Source organism: Pseudoxanthobacter sp. M-2 (assembly GCF_046156265.1).
In the GTDB taxonomy this organism is placed as follows: domain Bacteria; phylum Pseudomonadota; class Alphaproteobacteria; order Rhizobiales; family Segnochrobactraceae; genus CAMDHY01.
In genome coordinates this window covers 631,471-657,265 of record NZ_JAWDIR010000022.1, presented here as the reverse complement: position 1 = coordinate 657,265, position 25,795 = coordinate 631,471, and the positions used below count along the sequence as shown (strand labels likewise).

Sequence of the window (25,795 nt, the reverse complement as noted above, 5' to 3'; positions counted from 1 at the left end):
TCAGGCTCCTGTCGCGGCGCGGGCGGTGCGAGTGGCGCGGGATGGCACCGACATCAGGTCGTCGAGCTCGCGGTAGTCGGGCAGGCGCCGGTCGATCGGCCGGCCGTCGCGCAGCACGACGCGGTCCGACTGCGGCCTTGCGTGCAACTCCGTCCAGGTACGCGCGGGCGTCAGCACGAGGTCGGCCGGCAGGCCGACCGCGAGCCGCCCGCAATCCGGCCGGCCCATGATCTCGGCCGGTGCGGCGGTGACGACGCGCGGCCAGCCGCCGACGGGATGGTCGAGGTGGCCGATCCGCGTCGCCTCGCGGAACACCTCCAGCATGTCGAGATCGCCATAGGCATAGAACGGGTCGCGGGTGTTGTCGCTCGCCACCGCCACCGGGATGCCACGTGCCGTCAGCTCGTGCAGCAGCGTCACGCCCCTGCGACGGGGGGTGGCCGAGCCGCCGCGATCCTGCAGATAGAGATTGCACAGCGGCAGCGAGACGATGGCGAGGCCGGCGCGGGCGACCTTGTCCATGACGCGGCGGGCGTCGTCGTCGTCCATCACCGACAGCGAGCAGCAGTGGCCGCAGACGACCCGGCCGGTGAACCCCGTCTCCAGCACGGCTTCCGCGACCAGCGACAGGGTGTCGACGGAGGCGTCCATCGTCTCGTCGACGTGCAGGTCGACTCCCGCGCCGTGGCGGCCGGCGGCCTCGAGCACGCGGCGGATGTGGTGGGCGGCGTCGGGGGCGGGGATCGTGACGCCGCCGACCGCGCCCTGGCACGCGGCCGCATAGCCGGCGAGTTCGTCGAGCAGGGCATCACTGGTTCGCTCGTCGAGCGGCATGATCGAGCACGCCTGCAGGTCGATGCGGCCGGCCCAGCGCGCCCGCATGTCGAAGAACACGGGCCAGGAGATGCGCTGCTGCGGCGAGATGGAGTCGATGTGGGTGCGCAGCAGCCGCGTGCCGTGGGCGTAGGCGCAGCGCAGCGAGAAATCCATGCGCCGGGCGACATCCTCGGCCGTCCAGAACGCCTCGCGGTCGTCGCGGGTGGCGTTCAGGGCGCCATCGAAGCTGCCGTCGGGGTTCGGTCGGCGCGGCCAGATGTGGCCCTTGTCGAGGTGGGTGTGCATGTCGACGAAGCACGGCAGCACCAGGCCGTCGTCGAGCGCGATGCTCGCCTCCTCGGCACCGGCCTCGCAGCCCGAGGCCTCGATCGCGACGATGCGGCCGTCGGCGATGACGATGTCGGCCGAGGCGAGGCCATCGGCATCGGGCTCGAGTCCCGGCGCGTCGGTAACGCAGGCGACGACGGTGGCGCAGCTGAGCCTCAGCCGCGGCGCGAACGGGACGACGGTGAAATCGGCGGACATGGGACCCGTTGGTCTGGTTTCAGCGATCGCGGGATAGCGAGCTCTGTTTCAGCGGTCGCGCGGCAGCGCGCTTTCATGCCAGCGGCGGAGCAGCAAGTGGGAGACGAGGCTCGTCATGGCGAAGATGACGACGCCGGTGAGGGAGAGCAGGATCAGCGCCGCGAACAGGCGGGGAATGTTGAGGCGATATTGCGACTCGAGCAGCCGGAAGGCGAGGCCGGAGCCGGCACCGGCCGAGCCCGCGGCGAACTCGGCGACGACGGCGGCGATCAAGGCGAGGCCGCCGGCGATCTTCAGCCCGGCGAGGAAGAAGGGGAGGGCGGCGGGGATCTGCAGGTGCCAGAGGGTGCGCCAGCGCGAGGCGCCGTAGAGCTGGAAGAGGTCGAGCAGGTTGTGGTCGACGCTCTTCAGGCCCGCCGTGGTGTTCGACAGCACCGGGAAGAAGGCGACGATCCAGGCGCACAGCAGCAGCGCGAACTCGGTCGACGGCGCATAGATCAGGATCAGCGGTGCGATCGCCACGATCGGCGTCACCTGCAGGATGACGGCGTAGGGATAGAGCGCGAGCTCGATCCACTTCGACTGCGTCATCAGGATCGCGAGCGCCACACCCCCCGACAGCGCCAGTGCCAGAGCGGCGAAGGTGGTCCACAGCGTGTTGAGCAGCGAGCGCCCGAGGATCGGCCAGTCGGTGACCATGGCGATGGCCACGTCGGCCGGGCTCGGCAGGATGTAGCGCGGGATCTGGTAGGCGATGACGATGCCCCACCATGCGACGACGACGAGCGCCAGCATCACCACCGGCACGAGGATGCGCATCGTCCGCGAGACGCCGCCGGCCGGGGTGGCCGCTGCCTCGGCGGGCGCGTCGTCCCTCGCCGCCGCCGCCAGTGCGGGGGCCGTGCCGGTGTTGCCCGTCGCGCTCACAGGTGGCTGTCTCCGGCGGTGACGATCGCGGCCTGCAGGGCCCGCGAGGTCTCCTCGCAGGCCTCGTGATAGAGCGCGCTCATGCGGAAGTCCTGCCCGCGCGGCAGCGGCGCGGTGACGTCGATCGTCTCGAGCAGCCGGCCGGGCCGCGCCGCCATCACGACGATGCGGGTGGAGAGGTAGGCGGATTCGAACACCGAATGGGTGACGAAGACGACGGTCGTGCCGAGCCGGACCTTGATCGCCAGAAGATCGTCGTTGAGGCGCTGGCGGGTGATCTCGTCGAGCGCCGCGAACGGCTCGTCCATCAGCAGGATGCGCGGCCGGGTGACCAGCGCCCGGGCGATCGAGACGCGCATCTTCATGCCGCCGGAGAGCTCGCGCGGGTAGGCGTCCGCGAAGCGGTCGAGGCCGACGAGGGAGAGCGCGCCCATCACGTCGGAGCGGGCGCTGGCGCGCGACACGCCCTTCAGCCGCAGCGGCAGCCAGACGTTGGCGAATACCGTCGCCCACGGCATCAGCGTCGGCTCCTGGAAGACGAAGCCGATGTCGTGGACCGACGGCGCGCCGCCGCCGGTGTCGCGCGACCACTCCACGGTCCCGCTCGAGGGATCGGCGAGGCCGGCGATGATCCTGAGCGCCGTCGACTTGCCACAGCCCGACGGGCCGAGCAGCGACAGGAACTCGCCCTGGCGGACGGTGAGGTCGAGGCCGGCGAGCGCCGTCACGCCGTTGGCGAAGCGCTTGCTCACGCCGGCGAGCCGGACGATCGGCGCACCAAGGGGACCGTCCGCCGCGGCATGGCCCGCGGCGGACGGTGAAGACGCCAGGGCGGCGGCTTGACCGCCGCCTTGCATCACTTCGCGAGGTCCTTGCCGACGCCCTTGCAGACGAAGGCGAGCGTGTAGGACTTGGTGTAGTCGATGTCGGCCTTGACCACGTTCGCCGCCACCATCTTGTCGAAGAACGACTTCTGCCGCGCGTCGGTCATGCAGCCGATGCCGCCCTCGTCCGCCTCGCCGGAGACGACGATGCCGTATTCCTTCATCTTGGCGATGGAAAACGCGATCTGGCCGTCGGTGATCTCGGGGTTGTCGGCCTTGATCAGGGCGTTGGCGGCGGCGTTGTCGCCGTAGAGGTAGTTGTACCAGCCGATCGCCGAGGCATCGACGAAGCGCTGCACGAGGTCGGCCTTCTCGTCGACCATCGTCTGCTGCGTCTCGATCAGCGTCGAGTAGGTGTCGAAGCCGTAGTCGGCGAGCAGGAACTCCTTCGGCTTCCAGCCCGCCTGCTTCTCGATCTCGTAGGGCTCGGAGGTGATGTAGCCCTGCTGCGCCGACTGCTTGTCGGCGATGAAGGGCGCCGGGTTGAAGGTATAGGGCTTGTACTGCTCGTCGCGGAAGCCCGGGAAGGCCGACTTCATCCACTGGAAGTAGGAGGAGAAGCCATCCTTGCCCATGAAGATGGTCGGCAGCTTGGCGAGGTCCTCGAGGGTCTCCAGCCCCTGGTCGGGGTGGGTGAGGAGCACCTGCGGCTCCTTCTGGAAGATCGCGCCGACGACGAGCGTCGGGATGCCCTGCTCCACCGCCGAGAACGGCTCGAGCATGTTGCCGCCCATGTAGAAGTCGATCTTGCCGGCGATCAGCAGCGCCCGGTTGGCCGCCTGCGGGCCGCCCTGGCGGATCGTCACCTTCAGGCCGTGCTTCTCGTAGGTGCCGTCGGCGACCGCCTGGTAGTAGCCGCCGTGCTCGGCCTGGGCGAGCCAGTTGGTGCCGAACGTCACCTCGTCGAGCGCCAGCGCGGGGCCGGCGATCATCGTCGCGGCGAGCACCGGCGCCGCGAACAGCATCTTTCCTCGGTTCATGTCCACTTCCCCTCTCGATTCCGCCGGCCCGCGCCGCCGCCCGCCCCACGTGCCCCGACGCGATCGTCCGCCACCGGCGCACCTTGGCCGGAACGGAGCAGGCGAGGAGGCCGCGCCTCGGTTCGCAAGACATGTGCCATGGCGAAGCGGCGGCAAGGCCGTGTCGATCCCGTGACGGCAGCTTAGGGGATCGGCGCGGACCACGGAAGCGCCAGAGGTGGCCTGCGTTGCTCCCCCGCAACACTCGGCCCGCGCCGGAGGCAACACCGTACATCGGCCTTGTGGTGCAACCTCTGATCGTTGAATTTCGGCGTCGGAGACCCGGTGGGCGCTGCGGGCGGGTCCCGGAGGGATGGGGGAACACACGTGTTCAAAAGGCGTATCGCGGCGCTCTCGGCCGCATTGATCATGCTCGCGGGGCTGGCCGCTCCTGCGACGGCGGCCGACTTCAAGGTCGACGGCGAGCGGCTCACCATGTCCGGCCAGATCTACGGGCGTCACGAATTCGAGACGCTGTCGAAGCTCATCCGCGACAACCCCGCGGTGAAGATCATCGTCATGAAGAACTTCTATGGCGGCCGTGCCGGCACCGCCGGTTTCTTCAACTTCACGAAGTTCATCCGCGACAACAAGCTCGCGACCGAGGTCGACGGGGCGTGCGTCTCGGCCTGCGCCATCGCCTTCATGGGCGGGGTGAAGCGCGGCATCTCGCCGAAGGCCGATCCGAAGAAGAGCTTCGTCGCCTTCCACGGCCTCTACATCCGCGGCGGAAAGCTCGTGGAGGAATACGAGCCGACCTTCGTCGCGGCGCTGCAGCGCTATTCCGGCGGACGGATGCCCGCCAACGTGGCCAAGCTCGCCTACACGATGCCGAAGGACGGCTTCGTGGCCTTCTTCGATGGCCGCAAGGCCGGCGGCAAGGTTTCGGTGATCGTCTGCAAGGACGGCCGGAAGTTCAACTCCGGCGGTTGCACAGGCGTCTCCGACGTCGATTCCCACAAGGTCGGGGTCTACACCCACTGAGGCGACGGCGCCGCGCAACGACATCGCATCCGGAGGCCGGCTTGTGGCGCCGGCACCGCCCATGCGATCGTTGCACGAGGGCGCGACGGTGATGCCGGATCACGGCACCGATCCCGAGGGACTTGCATGATCCGACCGCTGGCGGTGGTTCTGAGTGGCGTCGTGTTCGCGCTGTCGGCGTTCGTGGCCGACGCCGCGCAATTCCGCGTCGAAGGCTCGCGCCTGTATGTTTCCGGCGAGATGCACGGTGACCGCGAGTTCGAGCGCTTCGCGGCGATGATCCGCAACAATCCGGCGGTGAAGACCATCGTCATGAAGGACTTCTACGGCGGCGCCGTGCAGTGGGGCTCCTTCACCACCATCACCAAGTTCATCCGCGACCAGAAGCTCGCGACCGAGGTGGACGGGCCGTGCGTATCGGCCTGCGCGCTCGCCTTCCTCGGCGGCGTGCGCCGCTCGACCGCTCCCGGCGCCGATCCGAAGCGCAGCTTCATCGGCTTCCACGGCATCTACAACAGCCTCGGCGGCACCCACGCCAGCGAGTTCCAGGGCACCTTCGTCAACGCTTTGCGTCGCTACACCGGCGGGCGGATGCCCGAGGCGGTGGCCCGCAAGGCGTTTTCGCTGCCCCGCGACGGCTTCCTCGCCTTCTTCGACGCCCGCAAGGGCAAGGGCAAGAACGGCGTCTCGGTCGTGCTGTGCGAGCACTTCGGGCGCGACGACGGCTGTATCGGCATCACCGGCATCGACGGTCTCTCGGCGGGCGTCTTCACGCACTGACGGACGCTGGCGGCCCCGGCGCCCGCACCGCGCCGCCGCGGTTCCTTCCGCACGGCAAATGCTCTAGCCTCCGGCGTCGTCCTCCTCCCCGGACCGCCCGATGCTGCGCCGTCACACGCCGCCGACGATCAGAGCGCCGTTCGCGAACTACGCCCACGCCGTCGGCGTGCCGGCGGGGGCGGAGCTCCTGTTCACCTCCGGCCAGCTCGGCATCGCGCCGGACGACACGGTTCCGGCCGACACCGAGGCGCAGGCGGATCTCTGCTTCGCCAACATCGCCGCGGTGCTGGCCGATGCCGGCCTCGGCGCCGCCGACGTCGTGCGCATCAACGCCTACGTCGTCGACCGGGGCGATTTTCCGGCCTACATGCGGGCGCGCGACCGCTTCGTCGGCGCGCTGCCAGGCCCCGCCTCGACGCTCGTCATCGTCGGCGGCTTCACGCGGGCGGAGTTCAGGGTGGAAGTCGAAGTGGTGGCGGCGCGTTTGCCCGCTGCTGGCTGAGGGGATCGAGGGGAACCGCATGCGGCTTTGGATCAGGGACCCGGTGGCGGTGCTCGCCGAGGGCGCCGAGCGCGGCCTCGTCGTCGAGGACGACCGCATCGTCGAACTGGTGCCGCGCGGCGCGCACGGCCCGGCCGCGCCGGTCGACGCCACGTTCGATGCGAGCCGCCACGTCGTGCTGCCCGGCCTCGTCAACACTCACCACCACATGTTCCAGACGCTGACGCGCGCCCATCCGGCGGCGATCAACAAGGAGCTGTTTCCCTGGCTGAAGGCGCTGATGCCGATCTGGGCGCGCAACGTGAAGCCGGAGCCGTTCCGGCTGGCGACGCGGCTGGCGCTGACCGAGCTGCTGATGTCGGGCTGCACCACCGTCTCCGACCACCAGTACCTGTTCCCCGCCGGCCTCGAGGACGCCATGGACATCCAGGCGGAGGAGGCGACCGCCATCGGCATGCGGATGACGCTGACGCGTGGCGCCCTCAGCCTGCCGCCAAGCGGCGACGGGCTGACGGTGAAGGAGGCGATCCAGGACGACGACGTCATCCTCGCCGACTGCGAGCGCGTCATTTCCCGCTACCACGACCCCTCCGAGGGCGCCTTCCTGCAGGTGGCGCTGGCGCCGTGTGCGCCCTTCAACGTGACGCGACGGCTGATGGTCGAGACCGCGGCGATGGCCGAGCGCTGCAACTGCCGTCTCCACACCCACTTGGGCGAGACCCACGACGAGAACGCCTACTGCCTGCACCACTACGGCATGCGGCCGGTCGACTATCTCGGCGAGCTCGGCTGGCTGAACGAGCGCGTCTGGCTCGCCCACGGCATCCACTTCAACGACGCCGAGGTGGAGCGGCTCGGCCGCCACAAGGTCGGCGTCTGCCACTGCCCGACGTCGAACATGGTGCTCGCCTCCGGCCACTGCCGCACCAAGGAGCTCGAGGCTGCCGGCGCCCCCGTCGGCCTCGGCGTCGACGGCTCGGCATCGAACGACAATTCGAACCTCATCGAGGGCGTCCGCCACGCCCTGATGATCGGCCGGCTCACCTATGACGCCGCCGCCGTCACCCACTTCGACGCCTTCCGCTGGGCGACGGAGGGCTCCGCGCGCTGCCTCGGCCGCGACGACATCGGCGCGGTCGCCGTCGGCAAGCAGGCCGACCTCGCGCTCTACACGCTCGAGGAGCTGCGCTTCTCCGGCGCCGGCGACCCGCTCGCTGCCCTCGTGCTCTGTGGCGCCCACCGGGCAGACCGCGTGATGATCGCCGGCGAGTGGAAAATTGAGGACGGCCTGCCCGTCGGCGTCGATGTCGGCCGGCTGCGCGCCGAGCACGGCGCGGCCGCCAAGGCCTTCCTGGAGAGCTTCTGATGCTGCCGCGCCGCCACTGGCGGGAAATGACGACGGAGGACTTCCGCGACCCCGACGTGGCGCGGTGGATCGCCGTGCTGCCGGTCGCGGCGATCGAGCAGCACGGCCCGCATCTGCCGGTTGCCACCGACACGATGATCGCCGAGGGCCAGATCGCCCGCGTGCTGGAGCTGTTGCCGGCGGACCTGCCGGTGACCTTCCTGCCGGTGCAGGCGATCGGCAAGTCGAACGAGCACGTCCTCTCGCCGGGCACGCTGACGCTGTCGTGGGAGACGGTCACGCGCGCCTGGATCGAGATCGGCGAGAGCGTCGCCCGCGCCGGCGTCCGCAAGCTCGTCATCGTCAATTCCCACGGCGGCAACGTGCCGATCGTCGACATCGTCTGCCGCGAGCTCCGGGTGCGCTTCGACATGCTCGCCGTGCAGACCCACTGGGCCCGCTTCGGCCAGCCCGACGACGTCTTCCCGCCGCACGAGTTCATCGACGGCATCCACGCCGGCGACATCGAGACCTCGCTGATGCTGCATCTCGCGCCGGAGCTCGTCCGCATGGAGCGGGCGGAAGTCTTCCGCTCGGCGCAGACCTCCTACATCCAGGAGTTCGTGCACCTGCGTGGCCACGGCCCGCACGCCTTCGGCTGGATGGCGCAGGACCTCAATCCCGCGGGTGCCGTCGGCGACGCCACCGCGGCGTCGGCCGAGAAGGGCGCGGCCTCGCTCGATCACGCCGCCCGCGGCTTCGTCGACCTCCTCGCCGACGTCGACCGCTTCGACCTCGCCCGCCTCTGGTCCCCGGCCGGCTGACCGTCGGTCAGGCCGGTGCGGCGAGTGCCCTGGCAAGCGGGCCGACGTCGGTGATCGCATAGACCTTCAGGAGCGACTGCCGGCCGCGCACGGTGATCTCCTCGACGCGGGTCGCGGCGAGTTCGACCTTGGCGGCGTGGACGACGGCGTGCGACACCACCAGCACGGCGCCGTATTCCTTGGTCAGCGTCTCCAGCCTGCTCGCCGTGTTGACGGTGTCGCCGAGCGCCGTGATGCCGGCCGTGGCGCCGCCGCCCGCCGCACCCACGCGCCCGAGGATCGCCGGGCCGACGTGGATGCCGATGCCGATCCGGAGCGGTGCGCCGAGCTGCGGCTCGAGCTCGCGGTTGAGCTCCGCCATCGCCTCCTGCATGCGGACGGCGGCGGCGAGCGCCGAGCGGCTGCCGGCGGCGACGCCCTCGGTCATGCCGAAGATCGCCATGACGCCGTCGCCGATGAACTTGTCGACATAGCCGCGCTCGGCCCGCACGGCGCGCGCCATCGCGTCGAGATAGCGATTGAGGATGAACACCACGTCGTAGGTGAGGCGGCGCTCCGACAGGCTGGTGAAGCCGCGCAGATCGACGAACAGCACCGCGACCGGCTGCTCGACACCCCAATGGTAGGCGTCCTGGCCATCGGCGGCGATCGCCGCGCCCGGCGTCTCGCGGGCCGGCAGCAGCGGCTGCACGGTGAGATCCGCGGTCGGGCGAAGCTGGCAGGCGAGCCGCACGCCCGGATCGGCGCCGATCCGCTCCAGCACGGCGCGCTCCTGCGCCCCCGCCTCCGGCTGTCCGTCGAGCCCGTCGAGGATGCGTGTCCGGCAGGTCGAGCAGCGCGCGCGGCCGCCGCAGACGGCGGCGTGCGGGATGCCGTTCATCCGGCTGATCTCGAGCACCGACGGGCCCGGCGCCACCCGCACCACCCGGTTGCCGGGATAGGTAACGGCGATGCGGCGCGCCCGGCCGATCGGCAGCAGGCGCACCGCCATCACCAGGAGCGTGACCGCCAGCACCGTGCCGTAGGCGGCGAGCGTCGCCTGGAAGACGGCGCCAGCGGTCGCCTGCTGGTCCGGTGTCAACGTGCCGGTGTCCTGGCCGAGGATCCACAGCCGCCGGGCGGCGTCGACGAAGCCCCATTCGGCCAGAAGCGGCACGGCGACGGCGGCGGTGAGGAGCACCGCCCGCCATCGCCGGTACCAGGCGTTGAGGCGCAGCCAGAAGTGCAGGCCGATGCAGGCGTGGATCCACACCGTCAGCATCGCCAGGGTCTGCAGGAACACCTCGCTCGGCCACTGCAGCGACAAGACGTGGGTGTAGCTGTCCTCGACGCCGTCGATCATGGCGAGGCCGGCGGTGCCGGCGACGTGCTTGGCGAGCAGCAACGGGATCGCGAGGCCGAGGACGAGCTGGGCGGCCTCGGCCGGCGGCATCCTGAGCGTCCGCCGCCGCGCCGTCTTCCACAGCGCCAGCGCGACGTGCACCACCAGCGCGCCGACGAGGAGGGCAAAGCCCGCCGTCGAGCGCCAGAAGCCGGTGCGCCAGTCCTGCACGTCCTCCATCAGTCCGACGGACCAGATGCCGAGGGCGTGGTTGAGGAAGTGGGTGAGCGCGAAGGCGAACAGCACGAGGCCGGAGGCGAGGCGCAGCCGCTGCGGGGCAACCCAGGGAGCGGCCCGGTCGCGCAGCCGCCGGACGAGGCCACCCGCCGGGTCGTCGGGTGCCGCTCCGCCGTCGGTCGTCGTCATCGGCTGCCTCGTTTCGCCGAGGCCGTCAGGCCGAAACCACCCCGTCCTCGGCCGCCGCCCGTGCGAACGGGTAGACGTAGTTGGGGTCGGGCAGTGCCACCTTCGCCCGCTTGCCCTCGTAGTCGCAGCGGGTGAGCAGGTCGCGGATCAGATTGAGGCGCGCGTGCTTCTTGTCGTTCGCCCGCACGATCGTCCACGGCGCCACCGGCGTGTGCGTGCGCGCCAGCATCTCGTCGCGGGCCCGCGAGTAGTCGTCCCAGTGCTTCAGCGCGACGTCGTCGATCGGCGACAGCTTCCACTGCTTCAGCGGGTCGCGGCGGCGGTCCTCGAGCCGGCGCTTCTGCTCGTCGTTGTCGATGTCGAGATAGTACTTGAACAGCTTGATGTTCGACTGCGCCAGCATCTGCTCGAAGAACGGCACCTGCAGGAAGAAGGTCTCGACCTCCGCCTCGGTGCAGAAGCCCATGACGCGCTCGACGCCGGCGCGGTTGTACCAGGAGCGGTTGAAGCAGACGAACTCCTGTCCGGCCGGCAGGTGCTCGATCCAGCGCTGATAGTACCACTGCGTCTGCTCGCGCTCCGTCGGCTTGCCGAGCGCCACCATGCGGCTCTCGCGCGGCGACAGGTGCTCCATGATGCGCTTGATGGTGCCGTCCTTGCCGGCGGCGTCGCGGCCCTCGAGCAGCACCAGCAGCTTCTCGCCGTTGGCGATGATGTGGCGGTGCAGCTTCACGAGCTCGACCTGGAGCTCGTAGAGCGCGTCCTTGTAGCCGCCGTTGCCCTCGTCGCCGACGACCGCATCGTCGTCGGCGCGCTTCGCCGCCTTCTTGCCCTTGCCCAAAAGCCGCTCCCCCGATGCCGCCTCGTCGTGCAGGCGCCTAGAGCGCCTGGACTTCCTTCACTTCCGGCAGGTAGTGCCGGAGCAGGTTCTGGATGCCGTGGCGGAGCGTCGCCGTCGAGGACGGGCAGCCCGAGCAGGCACCCCGCATCGACAGGTAGACGATGCCGTCGCGGAAGCCCTTGAAGGTGATGTCGCCGCCGTCCTGCGCCACGGCGGGGCGGACGCGCTCGTCGATCAGTTCCTTGACCACGGCCACCGTCTCGGCATCGGCCTCGTCGAAGAACTCGGCGTCCTCGGCCGGCGCGGCGGCGTCGGTGGCGAGCACCGGTGCGCCGGACTGGTAGTGCTCCATGATGGCGCCGAGCACCGAGGGCTTCAGGTGCTGCCATTCGCCGTGGCCCGTCGTCACGGCGACGAAGTCGGAGCCGAGGAAGACGCCGGCGACGTCGGGCAGCGAGAACAGCCGCTCGGCGAGCGGGGATTCGTGCGCGGCCTCGGCGTTGCGGTAGTCCCGCGGCTCGCCGTCGAGGACGACGCGGCCGGGCAGGAACTTCAGCGTCTGCGGATTGGGGGTCGTCTCGGTCTGGATGAACATGCTGGAATCCTGGTTCAAGGCCCGGTCCCTGCGGGAGGCGGAACGGCCCGGCGGGTGATCCGCCGGGGCGGCCGAAGCGAGGCGGCGCAAGTGGCGTCGCGGCGCGAGGGTCGCTGCCAACGTAATCCCTCCGCCGGTGGCTTCAAGGGCCGGGCGGAAACGGGGGGGCAGCCGGCCGGGGAGCGCCGCTCAGGCCAGCGCCACGATGTCCTGGTCGGAGAGGTTGCCCGGCACGATGGTGATCGGGATCGGGAAGCTGCCCGAAAGCTTGCCGGCGAGCGAGGAAACGAGCGGCCCCGGCCCCTCCTTCTCGGTGCCGGCGGCGAGCACGAGGATGGCGATGTCGGCGTCCTCGGAGATCAGCGCGACGATCTCGTCGGCGGGGCTGCCCTCGCGCACCACCGTCTCCGGCTTGACGCGGGGCGCCAGCGCGCGGGCGCGGTCGAGCGAGCGGGCGAGCGTCGCCTCCGCCTCCGCCATCGCCTCGGCGCGCATGATGTCCTCGACGCCGAGCCAGTGCTGAAACTCTTCCGGCTTGATGACGTAGAGCATCGTCAGGGTGCCGCCGGTGCGCTCGGCGCGCTTGGCGGCATAGACGAGGGCGCGGTCGCACTCCGGCGTCTCGTCGACGATGACGAGGAACTTGCGGGAGTGGCCGGTCTCGAAGGAGGTGCGCAGGGTGACCATGCGCGGGACATTGCCCCGCGCGGGGTCGCGGGGCAAGGCGGGGCAATCCCGGAAGGCGGGCGGGCCGATGCAGGCCCGCACCGCGTCTGGACGTGCGGCCGTGGCCGGCCGGGAGACGCCCTACTTCCGGCTCCAGATCTCCTGGTCGATCTCGCCCTTCAGCTCCGGCATCGTCTCGGCGAGGAAGACCGGCTTCCTGCCGGCCTTGCGCTGGGCGATGTAGTCGGCGGTGAGCCGCGAGACGAGGCCGGACAGGAGCACGATGGCGATCAGGTTGATCGTCGCCATCAGCCCCATCGAGGCGTCGGCGGCGTCGAACACGGTCGCCACGGACTCGTAGCCGCCCCATACCACCATCGCCATCAGGGCGAGCCGGAGCACGGCCTTGCCGATGCGGCCGCCGACGCCGAGGAAAACCAGCGCCCCCTCGGCATAGGCGTAGTTGCCGATGATCGAGGTGAAGGCGAAGAAGAAGATCGCCACCGCCACGAAATAGGGTCCGGCGGCGCCGATGTGCACCTGCATCGCCGCCTGGGTGAGCTGCGTGCCGGTGAGGCCGGAGTCCGGCACCAGCGTACCCGACAAGAGGATCAGGAGCGCGGTGGCGGTGCAGATCAGGATGGTGTCGATGAACACCCCGAGCGACTGCACGAGGCCCTGGCTGACCGGGTGGTGCGGGTCGGGCGTCGCCACCGCGGCGATGTTCGGCGCGCTGCCCATGCCGGCCTCGTTGGAGAACAGCCCGCGCTTGACGCCGTTCAGCATGGCGGCTGCGAGCGAGCCGGCGAGGCCGCCAGCGGCCGGTGCGAAGCCGAAGGCGCTGGCGACGATCATGCCGAGCATGCCGGGCACCTCGCCGATGTTCGCCGCCACGGCATAGAGGGCGACGGCGAGATAGGCCGCCGCCATGAACGGCACGACATATTCGGCGACGCGGGCGATCGCCGTGATGCCGCCGAAGATGATGACGCCCGCCATCAGCGCCAGCACGACGCCGGTGCCGAGCTTGGAGATGCCGAAGGCGCCGCTGAAGGCGTCGGCGATGGAGTTCGCCTGCACCGCGTTGAAGACGAGCCCGAACGACAGGATCAGGCAGACCGAGAAGATCGCCCCGGCCCACGGCGCCTTCAGGCCGCGGGCGATGTAGAAGGCCGGGCCGCCGCGGTAGCGCCCCTCGTCGTCCTTCACCTTGTAGAGCTGGGCGAGCGTGCTCTCGGCGAAGGCGGTGGCCATGCCGAGCGCCGCCACCACCCACATCCAGAAGATCGCGCCCGGCCCGCCGAGATAGAGCGCGACCGCAACGCCGGCGATGTTGCCGGTGCCGACGCGCGAGGCGAGGCTGGTGCAGAGCGCCTGGAAGGGCGTGATGCCGGAGCGGTCGGTGTCGGAAGACGACAGCACCGAGCGGATCATCTCGGGGAACTGCACGATCTGGATGAACTTCAGGCGGAGCGTGAAGTACACGCCGACGGCCAGCAGGCCGTAAATCAGCACGTAGCCCCAGAAGATCGTGTTGAGGAAATCGATCACGGCTGTCATGGCGCTGGCTCTGCCCCCGGTCCCGTCGCTATCGCGATCGCCGACCGATCGCCTCGGTCATGAGACGCCGATTTGCGCGATCTGCCAAGGGGTTGGGGAGCGGTCGGCTGCCCCCCCGACGTCGAAAGGTTGCGCGGCTCCGGCTACTCCTGGCGCCGGCCGAACGATTCCGCGTAGGCCTCCGTCCGGAGTTCGACCAGCGGGTCGTCGGAGAGGTCGATGCCGTCGGTGAGATTGGTCGGCAGGAACAGCAACTGGTTCTCGATCGCGGCGGTATCCAGCGCCTTGGTGACGGCGATCTCCCCGAGATCGATGATCGGCCGGTCATCGGGCCAGACCTTGGTGGCGTCGCCGGTCGGGTCGCCGTCGGCGGCCACCTGCACCTGCAGGCGGAAGCGGACGGGCGCCTCGGCCACAGCGGAGCGCAGCGTGTCGGCCAGCGCATGCGGCTCGCGCGCCGCCGCCTCCGCGTCGCTGACAAAGGCCTCGCCGGCCACCGGCACCACGCGCCAGCGCCCAAAGCGGGCCTCGCCGGCGGCGTTGGTGAACTGGAAGGCGTTGACGCCGAAATAGGACAGTGTGCCGAACGACACCGGCATCGGCTTCGGCGCCGTGACGAAGGCGAGCGCCGCCGGGTGGGCGCCGAGGAACTGCTCGATCGGCGTCGGCTTCGGCGCGTCGGGGCCGCTGTCGCCGACGGCGCGTAGCAGCCCGAGGAAGTCCTCGCCGGTGGCAACCGGGAAGCCGTTCTCCGAGATCATCACGAGGTCCATCTCGCCGCCGTCGGAGAGCTGGAACTTCACCGCCATGCCGCGGATGCCGCCAATCGCCGGGTTCTGGTCGGCGACGTCAGGGATGCCGCCGCCGTTCGAGAAGCGCACCGTCACCGGCGTCGGCGCGCCGGTGAGGAACAGCGCCGTGCTGAGGTCGCTCGCGCCCGGCGCCGGCGTGAAGGTGCCCTCGAACAGGGCGCCGGTCGCGTGATTGGCGCGGGTGTGCGGGTGCCTGCCGAACAGCGTGTTGAACTGGTCGACGATCTCGACCGCGACGCTCTCCTGCGCGGACGCCGATGGCGGAAGCGCCCAGACTGCTGCGGCGAGTCCCACGGCCGCAGCCGCGATGAGGCGAAAGGTCATGGTCGGTCTCCGTCGGGGGCACGCGGCCGTCCAGCCGGCGTGCAGTCTAGCGGATGCACGCCGGATCGTTGCTCACACTACCGTGGGTTGGCTCAGTTCCCGCCTTCGAGCAGCCGCCGGGCGATCACCTGCGCCTGGATTTCGGCGGCACCCTCGAAGATGTTGAGGATGCGCGCGTCGCAGAGCACGCGGGAGATCGCATATTCCAGCGCGAAGCCGTTGCCGCCGTGGATCTGCAGGGCGTTGTCGGCGTTCGCCCAGGCGATGCGGGCACCGAGCAGCTTCGCCATGCCGGCCTCGAGGTCGCACCGCCGGCCGGAATCCTTCTCGCGCGCCGAGAAATAGGTGAGCTGGCGGGCGATCATCGTCTCGACCGCCATCAGGGCGAGCTTGTCGGAGACGCGCGGAAAGGCGATCAGGCTCTTGCCGAACTGCTGGCGGTCGACGGCGTAGCGCCAGCCGAGCTCGAAGGCCGACTGGGCGACGCCGACGGCGCGCGCCGCCGTCTGGATGCGGGCCGCTTCGAAGGTCTGCATCAGCTGCTTGAAGCCCTGGCCCTCGACACCGCCGAGCAGGTTCTCCGCCTTCACCGTGAAGCCGTCGAAGCCGATCTCGAACTCCTTCATGCCGCGGTAGCCGAGCACCTCGATCTCGCCGCCGGTCATGCCGTCTGCCGGGAACGGCTCCTCGTCGCTGCCGCGCGGCTTCTCGGCGAGCAGCATCGACAGGCCCTTGTAGCCGGGCTCGGCCGGGTCGGTGCGCACGAGCAGCGTCATCAGGTCGGCGCGGACGGGATGGGTGATCCACGTCTTGTTGCCGGACACCCGATAGACATCGCCGTCACGCACGGCGCGGGTGCGCAGCGAGGCGAGGTCGGAACCTGTGTTGGGCTCGGTGAACACCGCCGTCGGCAGCACCTCGCCGGAGGCGATCTTCGGCAGCCAGTGCTCCTTCTGCGCCGGCGTGCCGCCGCACAGGATGAGCTCGGCGGCGATCTCCGAGCGCGTGCCGAGCGAGCCGACGCCGATGTAGGCGCGCGACAGCTCCTCGGTGACGACGCACATCGCCTCCTTGCTGAGGCCGAGGCCGCCGAACTCCTCGGGGATCGTCAGCCCGAAGACGCCGAGCTCGGCCATCTGGCCGATGATCTCCATCGGGATGTAGTCGTTGGCGAGGTGCCACTCGTGGGCGTGCGGCGTCACCTCGGCCTCGGCGAAGCGGCGCATCTCGGCGCCGATCGCCGTCATCGTCTCGTCGAGACCGCCGTCGCCGAAGGCTCCGGTGACGTCGCCTGCGAGCCCCGCCTCGACGAGCGCCCGCCGCGTCTCGGCGGTGTTGCCATCCGTGATCAGCGTCTCGACCGCGTCTGTGCGCGCCGCGGCCACCGCGGCGGCGGGCACGCCGAGGTCGGCGAGGCGGACGATCTCGCCCTGGCTCATCGGCAGCCCGCCGAACACCTGCGCGAGATACTCGCCGAAGCCGATCGCGACGATCAGCCGCTCGGCCGTGCCGAAACGGCCCTCGGCCTCGAGCCGCCGTCCCCACGCGGCGAGCTGGCGCAGGCTCTCGACATAGGTGACGAGCCAGGCGAGGCCGTGGGCGGCGCGCTGTTCGGCCTCGAGCTTTGCCGGGTCGATCCTGCCGCCGGCCCCGCCCACGCGCGCCGCCACCGAGGCGACTGCGGCGAGCCGCAGCCCGTCGAGGCTCGCCACCGCCGCGTCGGCGAGGTCGAGGGGGGCGAGGGGGATGGCCGGAGATCCCGTCTCGATCGCGCGCGCGCGTGCCACAGCCATTCCATCCTCCCGCAAGGTACCCATTTGATGTTGCACTGCAGGATGCGCGCGAGTCGAGTTGCCTGCAATGCGAACTTCGGCTACCGCGCGGCGGTGGACAGGCCCATATGGGCAGTGCTGCGGGACCGCCCATGCGGGCGGGACCGGGGGCGGGACGGTGTCGCCGGCGACCGGCGGCAGTGCGGAGGCGAGGAGTGACGCGCAAGCAGGCGCTCTACGAGGCGCTCGAGCACTTCATGAGCGACGACAACTGGGCGATCGCCAGCCACGTTGCGCTGTCGACGATCCTCGCGCTGTTCCCGTTCATCATCGTCGCCGCTGCCGTCGCCGGGTGGATCGGCTCGGAGAGCCTCGCCCAGGAGGTCGGTGCGCTGGTCTTCGACGCCTGGCCCGACGAGGTCGCCCGGCCGATCGCCCGCGAGGCCCACGAAGTCTTGATGCGGCCGCGAACCGGCGCCCTGACCATCGGCGTGGTGATCGCGCTCTGGTTCGCCTCGAACGGCGTCGAGGCGCTGCGCCTCGCCCTCAACCGCGCCTACCGCGACGAGGAGACGCGCGATTTCATCATGCGCCGGCTGCAGAGCCTCGCCTTCGTGGTGATCGGCGCCATCGGCCTCGTCGTGCTGGCGACGCTCGTCGTGCTCGGGCCCTCGCTGTGGGCGGCTGCGGTGCGCTTCGCGCCGCTGATCGAGCCGATGTCGGCGACCGTGCACGTGCTGCGCTTCTCGGTCGCCGCCGTCGTGCTCTTCGGCGTGCTGCTCGCCGCCCATCTCTGGCTGCCGGCCGGCCGGCGGCATCTGAAGGACATCCTGCCGGGCATCCTCACCACGCTCGTGGCCTGGCTCGTCGCCGGGACCGTCTTCGCCACCTACATCCGCGTCTTCGCCTCCTACAGCGCCACCTATGCCGGGCTGGCGAACGTGATGATCGCCATCGTCTTCCTCTATGTGGTGGCCGCGGTGGTGCTCCTCGGCGCCGAGCTCAACGCCGCGCTGATCCGCCGGCGGCGGGCGCGCGCCGCTGCCGCCTCGCTCGCCGAGGTGGCGGCGGAATAGAGAAAGCCTCGGCATCGCCCCGCGGCGACGCAATTCGGCCCGATTGCGCTGCAACCCATCCGCTTCGATCGAGTTTGGTAACCATGTGTGGTCACGATCGCGCACGGTTCGCGGCGGGGTCTGTCGTCCAACGCACCGCGGCGTCAAGGGGAATTGCGATGCGCTCTCTGTTGTCCACCCTGGTTGCCGTCGGCACCCTGATGGCCGGTCCGGCCCTCGCCGAAACGAAGTTCTTCGACGTCAGCACGCGCCAGTGGGTGACGGTGAAGCCGACCACGGCGGCGCGCAGCCGGACGATCCCCCCCGAATTCCGCCGCCAGCTCGTCTCGGTGGAGACGCGCGAGGTGCCCGGCACCATCATCATCGACGCCAACAAGCGCTTCCTCTACCTTGTGCAGCCGAACGGCGAGGCGATCCGCTACGGCATCGGCGTCGGCCGCGAGGGCTTCGGCTGGTCCGGTACCGAGCGCGTCACCCGCAAGGCGGAGTGGCCGGGCTGGACGCCGCCGGCCGAGATGCGCGCCCGCCAGCCGGGCCTGCCGTCCTACATGCCGGGCGGCCCTGACAACCCGCTCGGCGCCCGCGCGCTCTATCTTGGCAACACGCTCTACCGCATCCACGGTTCCAACGAGCCCTGGACGATCGGCCAGGCGGTCTCGTCCGGCTGCTTCCGCATGACCAACGACGACGTCACCGACCTCTACGACCGCGTCCGCGTCGGCGCCAAGGTCATCGTCGTCGGTCCGCAGGAGAGCGACAACCTGTTGTCGAGCCTCGGCTCGGGCTTTTCCAACGGGCTCTCGCAGGTGGGCTCCGGCGTCGCCGCCGTCGGCACGCAGGTCGGACAGGGCGTCAGCAGCGTCGCCACCGGCGTGCAGTCGAGCCTCGGCACGCTGCTGCCGCAGTACTGACGGTCGCATCAACTTTAGACGTTGCAGCGGCGCGGCTCGTCCGCGCCGTTTCCTCACGACCAGATCGCCATCCGCAATCCCCGCCCGTCGCGCGGCGGCGGGTCCGGAAACGGCCGCGCCTCGCCGCGCGCGATGCGCAGCGCGATCGCCGCGCTCGCGGCGGCGTCCACCGCATCGTCCCATCCGACCGTGCGCGGCCGAGGCGGTGCGAACAGGGTGACGGGGAAGCCGAGCGCAGCCAGAAGGTCCTGGCGCTCGGCGAGCCCGGCCGGATTGGGCGAACCCTTCACCTTCTTCGGCAGGCTCATCGCCTGGCCGCCGTTCAGGCGCCAGAACGCCACCTCCGGGTGGACCTCGTAGACGCGCGCCTCGAGCGCCGGTGTCATCAGCGCATCGATCTCGCGGATCTTCGGGAACAGGTGGAAGCACTGCTTGGCGACGGCGCGCGGCGGGTCCGACGTCTCGCGCGCCAGCCTGCAGGCGAGCGGATAGTCGTCGCCGCTCTCCGTCACCGCCGCCCGCGACGGCACCGAGAACACCGACGACTGGCGCATGCCGAGGAGTGGCCGCACCTCGCGCTCGGTCTCGCGGCCGCGCGCGCCGACGCGGTCCGGCAGGCCGATCGGCATGTCGACGGCGATGATCGCTGGCGCCTCCGGCAAGGCGAGCACCTCGCCAAAGCTGCCGACCTTTAGCAGTCGCGGCGGGACGGCGCCGTCCCGGTGCGCCAGCACGACCGCCCAGCCACCGGGGCAGCCATCGACGCCGGCCACGAAGCCACTCACAGCACCGCCGCTCATCGCGCTGCGGCCGCTCCCTCCACCATCCGCCGCACCTGGATGTGCGCCATCGGGTGGACGAAGCGGTCCTGGGCGGCAACGAGCATCATCTCGTCGGCCTTGGCCTTGGCGGAGACGGCGATCACCTCGAAGGTGCCGGCGGCGGCGTGCTTCAGCACCCCCTCCGAGCTCGCCCCCGACAGCAGTGCCGCCGTGACGAGGCCGCTGACGAGGTCGCCCGGCCCGCTCGACGGGCCGTCGAGCAGCGGGTGCTCGGCGACGAAGGCGCCATCGGGGCCGGCGAGCATCAGGGCGATCTGGCCGCGCATCAGCGCCGGCGCCGAGGTGACGAAGGTGCGCGCCGGCCCGAGCGCGCGGGCGGCGGCGAGCGCCTTCGTCGGCGTGTCGGTGTCCATGCCCGTCAGCCAGGCGAGCTCGAAACGGTTCGGCGTCGCCGCATCGGCGAGCGGCAGCAGGTGGTCGCGGATCGTGGTGGCGGTCGCCTCGGCGACATAGAGCCCCTCGGCATCCCCGATCACCGGGTCGCAGACGTAGATCGCCTTCGGGTTGACCTTCTTCACCGCCGTCACCAGCGCCTCGATCGCCGCCGCCTGCGCCGCATCGCCGATGTAGCCGGAGACGACGGCGCCCACCTCGGCGAGATGCGGGCTGCCGGCGAGGTCGGCGATCGCGGCGGTGAAGAGGTCGTCGGAGGGGACGATCTTCGTCGACGGGCTGTGGCCGGTGTGCCAGGGCAGGAAGATCGTCGGCACCTGCCAGACGGGAAAGCCGAGCCGCTCCAGCGCGAAGGCGGTGGCCCGCAGGCCGACGCCGCCGCGCGCGACGAGGGAGGAGACGACGATGACGGCGGGCTTCGACTGGGCGGGATCGACGGACATGGAACGCTACCGGTCGGGGATCGCGCCGCGGCCGCGGCGGGATTCCCTGCTAGCACCTTTGCGCCCGCCCGCCCATGCGACGGATGCAGGACAGGCCCTCGGGCGAACCGCCACGGGCGCCGCCCCGCTTGACCCGCCCGCCCGCCCGTCGCAAGACAGCAGCCGACGAAGACGCCGGGGCGCCGGCCCGACTGCCGCCCGTCCTGGCCGCTTGCGACCGATCGCTGAGGACCGCCCGCCATGCTGAAGTTCACCGAGCTCACCGGTGTCGCCGCGCCGCTGCCGCTGATCAATGTCGACACCGACATGATCATCCCCAAGCAGTACCTGAAGACGATCGCGCGCACCGGTCTCGGCAAGGGCCTTTTCTCGGAGATGCGCTACAACGACGACGGCTCCGAGAACCCGGACTTCATCCTCAACAAGCCGGCCTATCGCAAGGCGCAGATCCTCGTCGCCGGCGAGAACTTCGGCTGCGGCTCGAGCCGCGAGCATGCCCCGTGGGCGCTGCTCGACTACGGCATCCGCTGCATCATCTCGACCTCGTTCGCCGACATCTTCTACAACAACTGCTTCAAGAACGGCGTGCTGCCGATCGTCGTGACGCCGGAAGAGCTCGAGAAGCTGATGGACGACGCCTCGCGCGGCGCCAACGCGACGCTGTCGATCGACCTCGCCAGCCAGGAGATCCGCGGCCCGGACGGCGGCGTCATCCACTTCGACATCGACCCGTTCCGCAAGCACTGCATGATGAACGGCCTCGACGACATCGGCCTGACGCTCGAGAAGGCGACGTCGATCACGGCCCACGAGGGCCGCATCACCGAAGACCGCCCCTGGGTGTGACGCGCCCGGACGAGGCCTGGTCGGCTTGACGGGACTCCTGGACCCGTCATCGTCGCCGGCTGCCGTGTGATCCACGGCACAGACGGCGTGGCCGGTATGTGCGAGCCCGGTGCTGCCGTCTCCGGCCGTCCGAGTCCGCCCGATGCCCGCCAAGCCGTCCCGCTTCGATCTCCTCGTCGTCCTCGCTCTCGCGTGCGCCATTGCGCTCGCCGCCCTGCCGGCGCTGGCGGCTCCCGCCCGCCTGCCCGCCGCCGAACCGGTCCTCGACGTGCTCGACCCGGCGACGCTCGCTCGTCTCGAGGCGGACGGCTACGGCCTCGGCGATGTCCTGGGTGCCCCCGCGGCCAGGACGACCGCCGAACTCTCGGCCGCCTCGCCGGCCTTCCGCACCCTCGCCGACACCGTCACCGCCGACGTCGACGCGCTCCGGGCCGAGATGGCCGCGACCGGCCGGCCGCTCTTCGAGGTCACCGACGGCAATGTCGGCCGCGTCCTCGACCGGCGCTGGCTCGCCTCGCCGATCGCCGGCTTCCGCCTCGTCGCCGTGGTGAACCGCCTCGACCGCCGCGATTTCGCCGAGCTGACCAGCCCGGGCGAGAGCTGCGGCGAGGTGCGGCTGATCTACCGCCTCGCCTATTCCTTCGAGCGCAAGCCTCCCGGCGGGAAGGCGGCGACGCGCTACGCCTCGCGGATGCCGGTCGCCCTCAATGTCGTCTACGACGCGCCCGCCCCGGCCTGGGGCGACTGCGCCGCCTTCGCCCGCGCGACCGTCCCCGGCGCGCCGGTCGAGGGCCCCGAAGCCGTCGCCGCCTTCCTAAAAACCGGCCCCCTCGATCGCGCCCGGCTCGCGCTGAAGCAGATCGAGGTGAACGCCCAGATCGTCCGCTTTCCCTCCGGCCAGGAAACGACGTTCGGCGGCCAGGCGGTCTACCTCATGCGCATCTTCGCCGCCGACGACACCGGCGGCGCGCTGAGACTGAGGGAGGAGCCGCTCGAGAACACGCCCGACGTCGCCCGCATCGCCGCCGACGCCGGCCTGAAGGCCCGCCTCGTCGACTATGTCCGCTCGAACATCGCCGCGATCGACGAGGGCGTGTTTGCGCTGCCCGACGATCTCGCCGCCCGCCGCGTCTTCTCCTTCTCCACCTATGGCAGCGCGCGGGCCGCCAACCGGCCCTACGCGCAGGTGCTCTCGGACGCCGACCTCGCCGGCGCGCTGCCCGCGGACCCGGCCGCGACGCTCGCGCTGGTGCGCTCGCCCGCCGGCCTGATCGCCCGCCTCGACCAGGCGACCTGCACCGGCTGCCACCAGGCCGGCGCCACCGCCGGCTTCCACGTCCTCGGCCTCGACGACGCGGAGACCTCGCCGCTCAACCGTCTGGCGATCGGCCTGTCGCCGCACGCCTCCGCCGAGCGGCCCCGCCGCCTCGCCTATGTGGAGGCCGTCGCCGAAGGTCGGGCGCCGAGCCGCTTCCGCCCGCCGTCGGCGGCGCCCCCGGCCGATTGGACGGCGGACACTCCCGTGCACGTGCCCGCCGGCGCCGGCATGATGTGCCCGCTCGACGCGGCGGGTGGCGACCTGGCCGCGACGTGGTCGTGCGCCGTGGGCCTCGCCTGCACGGCGATCTCGACGGACGAAGGCAGCGGCGTCCGCTTCGGCCAGTGCCTGCCGCCGCCCGAGAAGGTTTTCTCCGGCCTGCCGTGCCTCGAGGGCGCCATCGTCGCCGGCAAGGAGCCGTGGCTCGACCGTTTCACGGCCGGCCGGCAGCTTTCATCCTTCGACAGGCGCGCGTCGCCCACCGGCTACACCTGCCGCCCGCCCGTCGGCGGTGCCCCGGGGGGCCTCGCCTATCGCCAGTGCGACGCCGCCGACAAGGCGTTCAAGGGCTTCTCCGGCGGTGCGATGGCGAACGAGGTCTGCGCGCTCGCCGGCGGCAAGGCCTTCGACCGCTGCGTCGCCTCCAACAACTTCGCCGACTGCCTCGCCGCCAGCGTGCTCCGCGGCAACCGCATGGCCTGCGGCGGCGACCGCTTCTGCCGCGAGGACTTCCTCTGCCAGGCCTTCCCGCCGGACGTGGCGAACGTCGGCCGGCTGCCGGCCGGCACCGGCTTCTGCTCGCCGACCTACTTCCTCTTCCAGCTCCGCCTCGACGGTCACCCGGACCCGGTGAAGGGCCTCGGCTGAGGCCCTCGGCGGCTCAGCTCGGCGAGGAAGGAGCAACGCGGTTGCGGTCGGCTTCCTTGGCGGCATAGAGCGCTGCGTCGGCGCGCTCCATCAGAGCCGTGGCGCTCTCGCCCGCCGCCAGTTCCGCGACGCCGATGCTCACCGTCACCGCCACGTCGGCATCGGGCCCGCTGCCCCGCGCCGCGGCGATAGCGGATCGCACGCGCTCGGCGGTGGCGATCGCCTCCGCTAGGGGCGCGCCGGCCATCAGCGCGGCGAATTCGTCACCGCCCAGCCGCCCGACGATGTCGTTCGTCCGCAGCCCCCGCCGCAACTCCGCGGCAACGAGGCGGATCGCCGTGTCGCCGCCGGCGTGGCCGTGGCGGTCGTTGATCGCCTTGAGGTCGTCGACGTCGAGCAGCAGGACGCTGAGCCGCCCGCCGCCGCCACCCGCCTCGGCAACGGCCCCCGTGAGGGCGGCGACGAACACCTCGCGGCGAAGGCAGCCGGTGAGCCCGTCCACCGACGCCGCCTCCCACAGCGCCGCGTAGCGCCGCTGGTTGCGGGTCGTCAGCAGGAAGGTCACGACGCCGGCACCGATCGTCAGGGCGAGGAGCGCGACGACGACGCTCGGCGACAGCGCCGCCTGCAGCAGGTCCGGTCGCGGCTCGGTCTCGACCACCGTGACTTCGGTGGCAATGTGGTCGCCGCGTTCGTCGAAGCGGGGGCGGAGGACCACGAGGCGCGGGCTCTCGTTGACGATGTGGCCGACCGTCTGCTTCTGCTCGCAGAGGGTCTGGATCGCCGGGTTCGTGGCGGCGTTCGGGCCGAGCAGCACGCCGACCCGGTCCACCAGCCGGTCGATGCATCCGGCCGATCCGCCCTCGGCCCCATGCTTGACGATCTGGGTCGTCGCGACGACGTAGTTCGACAGCTGCATGGAGCGCTGGCCGTCCTCCATCGTGTCCGGGTCGTCGGCGAGATGCGCCATCGAGGCGATGTCGTTGTTCTCCCGCGTCCAGACGCTGACGGCCTCGATGTAGGCGGCCGTGACGCCGCCGCAGAGGACGATGATGCCGATGATCACGGCATAGAGCAGCGGCCGGCCGGTCGAGGCCCGCTTCGGCCGGGGCGGCAGCTTGCCGGCGGCGGCCATCAGGCGCCTCCCGCGCGCCGGCGTGCCGGCGTCTCGCAACCAGGCCCGGGGGCAGCCACCTGCGGCACTGTCGTCGCGTCCCCCTCGCCAGCCTCGCGCCAGGAGTCCCGGCATACGACCGCCGCACCGCCGGGGCAAGCACGGCGGCCCGGCCGTCTTGCCGGAGGGTGAACTCATTGCGAAGACCGGCGCGGAGGGCGCCTGACGGTAGGTCGCGGCGCCAGCGCATCGGGGCGCGGTGCCAGCGTCTCAGCCCTGGGCGAGGCCGGAGCGGTGGGCCCAGCCGGTCATCCGCCGCTCGATCCAGGCCATGATCGCGTACATGGCGATGCCCTCGACGGCGAGCACGACGAGCCCGGCGAAGACGAGCGGCACCTGGAACTGCGCCTGCGCCTGCAGCATCATGTTGCCGATGCCGACATTGGAGGCGACGCTCTCGGAGATCACCGAGCCGACGAAGGCGAGCGTGATCGCCACCTTCAGCGAGCCGAAAAAATAGGGCAGGGCGCGGGGGATGCCGACCTTGCGCATGATGTCGAGCTTGGAGGCGCCGAGCGCCTTCAGCACGTCTTCCAGTTCCGGCTCGATGGTGGCGAGGCCCGTCGCGACATTCACGACGATCGGGAAGAACGAGATCAGGAAGGCGGTGATCACCGCCGGCACCGTGCCGATGCCGAACCACAAGACCAGGATCGGTACCACCGCCACTTTCGGTACGGCGTTGAAGCCGATCAGGATCGGGTAGACGCCGGCATAGACGAAGCGCGACCAGCCGACCGCGAGCCCGAGCGCCAGCCCGAAGCCGATGGCGAGCAGGAAGCCGACGACGGTCGTGTAGAGCGTCCATAGCGAGTTCTTCCAGATCGCCCCCCAGAACTCGACGAAGGCGCCGGCCACCACCGTCGGCGGCGGCAGGAAGAACACGGGGATGGCGAGCACGCGCACCGCCGCTTCCCACAGCACCAAGAGCGCCAGCGTGAAAATCCACGGCGCCAGGCGGACGAAGAGGGTGGCGCTCAC

23 protein-coding genes and 1 pseudogene are annotated in these 25,795 nt (G+C 70.9%); 9 read left to right on the top strand and 15 right to left on the bottom strand.

What is annotated here, in order from left to right; genetic code table 11:
* From RUR49_RS14670 to RUR49_RS14655, 4 genes are all read right to left on the bottom strand, one after another.
* Positions 1-1,362, bottom strand: a complete 1,362-nt coding sequence (locus RUR49_RS14670) for a cytosine deaminase (protein ID WP_409147118.1) — start codon at positions 1,360-1,362, stop codon at positions 1-3.
* Positions 1,363-1,410: 48 nt separating this feature from the next.
* Complete coding sequence (locus RUR49_RS14665; protein WP_409147156.1) at positions 1,411-2,181, bottom strand: ABC transporter permease; 771 nt, start codon at positions 2,179-2,181, stop codon at positions 1,411-1,413.
* Between the two features lie 104 nt (positions 2,182-2,285).
* Entirely contained in the window at positions 2,286-3,146 is an 861-nt protein-coding gene (locus tag RUR49_RS14660; RefSeq protein WP_409147155.1) for an ABC transporter ATP-binding protein, read from the bottom strand.
* Positions 3,146-4,153, bottom strand: a complete 1,008-nt coding sequence (locus RUR49_RS14655) for an ABC transporter substrate-binding protein (RefSeq protein WP_409147117.1) — start codon at positions 4,151-4,153, stop codon at positions 3,146-3,148. The genes RUR49_RS14660 and RUR49_RS14655 overlap by 1 nt, the downstream gene beginning before the upstream one ends.
* 366 nt (positions 4,154-4,519) lie before the next feature.
* Here RUR49_RS14655 and RUR49_RS14650 point away from each other — a divergent pair, with 366 nt between their 5' ends.
* The 5 genes from RUR49_RS14650 to RUR49_RS14630 all read left to right on the top strand — a co-directional run bounded on the left by RUR49_RS14650 (position 4,520) and on the right by RUR49_RS14630 (position 8,627).
* On the top strand, positions 4,520-5,176 hold the full coding sequence (locus RUR49_RS14650) for a hypothetical protein (protein ID WP_409147116.1): 657 nt from the start codon (positions 4,520-4,522) through the stop codon (positions 5,174-5,176).
* Positions 5,177-5,302: 126 nt separating this feature from the next.
* Positions 5,303-5,956 carry a hypothetical protein gene (locus RUR49_RS14645; protein ID WP_409147115.1) on the top strand — a complete coding sequence of 218 codons (654 nt, stop codon included), beginning with the start codon at positions 5,303-5,305 and terminating at the stop codon, positions 5,954-5,956.
* A gap of 100 nt (positions 5,957-6,056) precedes the next feature.
* Positions 6,057-6,458 carry a RidA family protein gene (locus RUR49_RS14640; protein ID WP_409147114.1) on the top strand — a complete coding sequence of 134 codons (402 nt, stop codon included), beginning with the start codon at positions 6,057-6,059 and terminating at the stop codon, positions 6,456-6,458.
* Positions 6,459-6,477: 19 nt separating this feature from the next.
* Positions 6,478-7,824 carry an 8-oxoguanine deaminase gene (locus RUR49_RS14635; protein ID WP_409147113.1) on the top strand — a complete coding sequence of 449 codons (1,347 nt, stop codon included), beginning with the start codon at positions 6,478-6,480 and terminating at the stop codon, positions 7,822-7,824.
* Positions 7,824-8,627: a creatininase family protein gene (locus tag RUR49_RS14630; protein WP_409147112.1), complete on the top strand. Its 804-nt coding sequence runs from the start codon at positions 7,824-7,826 to the stop codon at positions 8,625-8,627. The genes RUR49_RS14635 and RUR49_RS14630 overlap by 1 nt, the downstream gene beginning before the upstream one ends.
* Positions 8,628-8,634: 7 nt before the next feature.
* Here RUR49_RS14630 and RUR49_RS14625 read toward each other — a convergent pair whose 3' ends face one another.
* From RUR49_RS14625 to RUR49_RS14595, 7 genes are all read right to left on the bottom strand, one after another.
* Positions 8,635-10,374 (bottom strand): adenylate/guanylate cyclase domain-containing protein, encoded by a 1,740-nt coding sequence (locus RUR49_RS14625; RefSeq protein ID WP_409147111.1) that lies wholly within the window; start codon positions 10,372-10,374, stop codon positions 8,635-8,637.
* A gap of 25 nt (positions 10,375-10,399) precedes the next feature.
* Positions 10,400-11,215, bottom strand: a complete 816-nt coding sequence (gene ppk2, locus RUR49_RS14620) for a polyphosphate kinase 2 (protein WP_409147110.1) — start codon at positions 11,213-11,215, stop codon at positions 10,400-10,402.
* A 37-nt stretch (positions 11,216-11,252) separates the two neighbouring features.
* The gene (locus RUR49_RS14615) at positions 11,253-11,810 is read right to left on the bottom strand and encodes a NifU family protein (RefSeq protein WP_409147109.1); all 558 of its coding nucleotides are present in this window, start codon (positions 11,808-11,810) and stop codon (positions 11,253-11,255) included.
* Between the two features lie 189 nt (positions 11,811-11,999).
* Positions 12,000-12,497, bottom strand: a complete 498-nt coding sequence (locus RUR49_RS14610) for a universal stress protein (RefSeq protein ID WP_409147108.1) — start codon at positions 12,495-12,497, stop codon at positions 12,000-12,002.
* A gap of 120 nt (positions 12,498-12,617) precedes the next feature.
* On the bottom strand, positions 12,618-14,036 hold the full coding sequence (locus tag RUR49_RS14605) for an alanine/glycine:cation symporter family protein (RefSeq protein WP_409147107.1): 1,419 nt from the start codon (positions 14,034-14,036) through the stop codon (positions 12,618-12,620).
* Between the two features lie 143 nt (positions 14,037-14,179).
* A complete protein-coding gene (locus RUR49_RS14600; RefSeq protein WP_409147106.1) occupies positions 14,180-15,172 on the bottom strand; it encodes a catalase family peroxidase in 993 nt (330 codons plus the stop codon).
* 92 nt (positions 15,173-15,264) lie between these two features.
* Positions 15,265-16,965 (bottom strand): acyl-CoA dehydrogenase family protein, encoded by a 1,701-nt coding sequence (locus RUR49_RS14595; protein ID WP_409147105.1) that lies wholly within the window; start codon positions 16,963-16,965, stop codon positions 15,265-15,267.
* A gap of 194 nt (positions 16,966-17,159) precedes the next feature.
* On the opposite strand from RUR49_RS14595, the gene RUR49_RS14590 reads away from it, so the two are divergent.
* Entirely contained in the window at positions 17,160-18,020 is an 861-nt protein-coding gene (locus RUR49_RS14590; RefSeq protein WP_409147104.1) for a YihY/virulence factor BrkB family protein, read from the top strand.
* A gap of 158 nt (positions 18,021-18,178) precedes the next feature.
* Positions 18,179-18,760 (top strand): annotated as a pseudogene (locus RUR49_RS14585) (L,D-transpeptidase); the annotation flags it as partial.
* A 224-nt stretch (positions 18,761-18,984) separates the two neighbouring features.
* On the opposite strand, the gene RUR49_RS14580 reads toward RUR49_RS14585, so the two are convergent.
* Together RUR49_RS14580 and pdxY are read right to left on the bottom strand one after the other, a co-directional pair.
* A complete protein-coding gene (locus RUR49_RS14580) occupies positions 18,985-19,731 on the bottom strand; it encodes a DUF429 domain-containing protein (RefSeq protein WP_409147103.1) in 747 nt (248 codons plus the stop codon).
* Positions 19,728-20,609: a pyridoxal kinase gene (gene pdxY / locus RUR49_RS14575; RefSeq protein WP_409147102.1), complete on the bottom strand. Its 882-nt coding sequence runs from the start codon at positions 20,607-20,609 to the stop codon at positions 19,728-19,730. Before pdxY ends, RUR49_RS14580 begins: the two co-directional genes overlap by 4 nt.
* Positions 20,610-20,849: 240 nt before the next feature.
* On the opposite strand from pdxY, the gene leuD reads away from it, so the two are divergent.
* Both leuD and RUR49_RS14565 read left to right on the top strand, forming a co-directional pair.
* Entirely contained in the window at positions 20,850-21,455 is a 606-nt protein-coding gene (gene leuD / locus RUR49_RS14570) for a 3-isopropylmalate dehydratase small subunit (protein WP_409147101.1), read from the top strand.
* Between the two features lie 142 nt (positions 21,456-21,597).
* Positions 21,598-23,640 (top strand): hypothetical protein, encoded by a 2,043-nt coding sequence (locus RUR49_RS14565; RefSeq protein ID WP_409147100.1) that lies wholly within the window; start codon positions 21,598-21,600, stop codon positions 23,638-23,640.
* A 13-nt stretch (positions 23,641-23,653) separates the two neighbouring features.
* On the opposite strand, the gene RUR49_RS14560 is transcribed toward RUR49_RS14565, so the two are convergent.
* Both RUR49_RS14560 and RUR49_RS14555 read right to left on the bottom strand, forming a co-directional pair.
* Complete coding sequence (locus RUR49_RS14560) at positions 23,654-24,775, bottom strand: GGDEF domain-containing protein (protein ID WP_409147099.1); 1,122 nt, start codon at positions 24,773-24,775, stop codon at positions 23,654-23,656.
* A 249-nt stretch (positions 24,776-25,024) separates the two neighbouring features.
* Positions 25,025-25,795 (bottom strand): ABC transporter permease, encoded by a 771-nt coding sequence (locus tag RUR49_RS14555; protein ID WP_409147098.1) that lies wholly within the window; start codon positions 25,793-25,795, stop codon positions 25,025-25,027.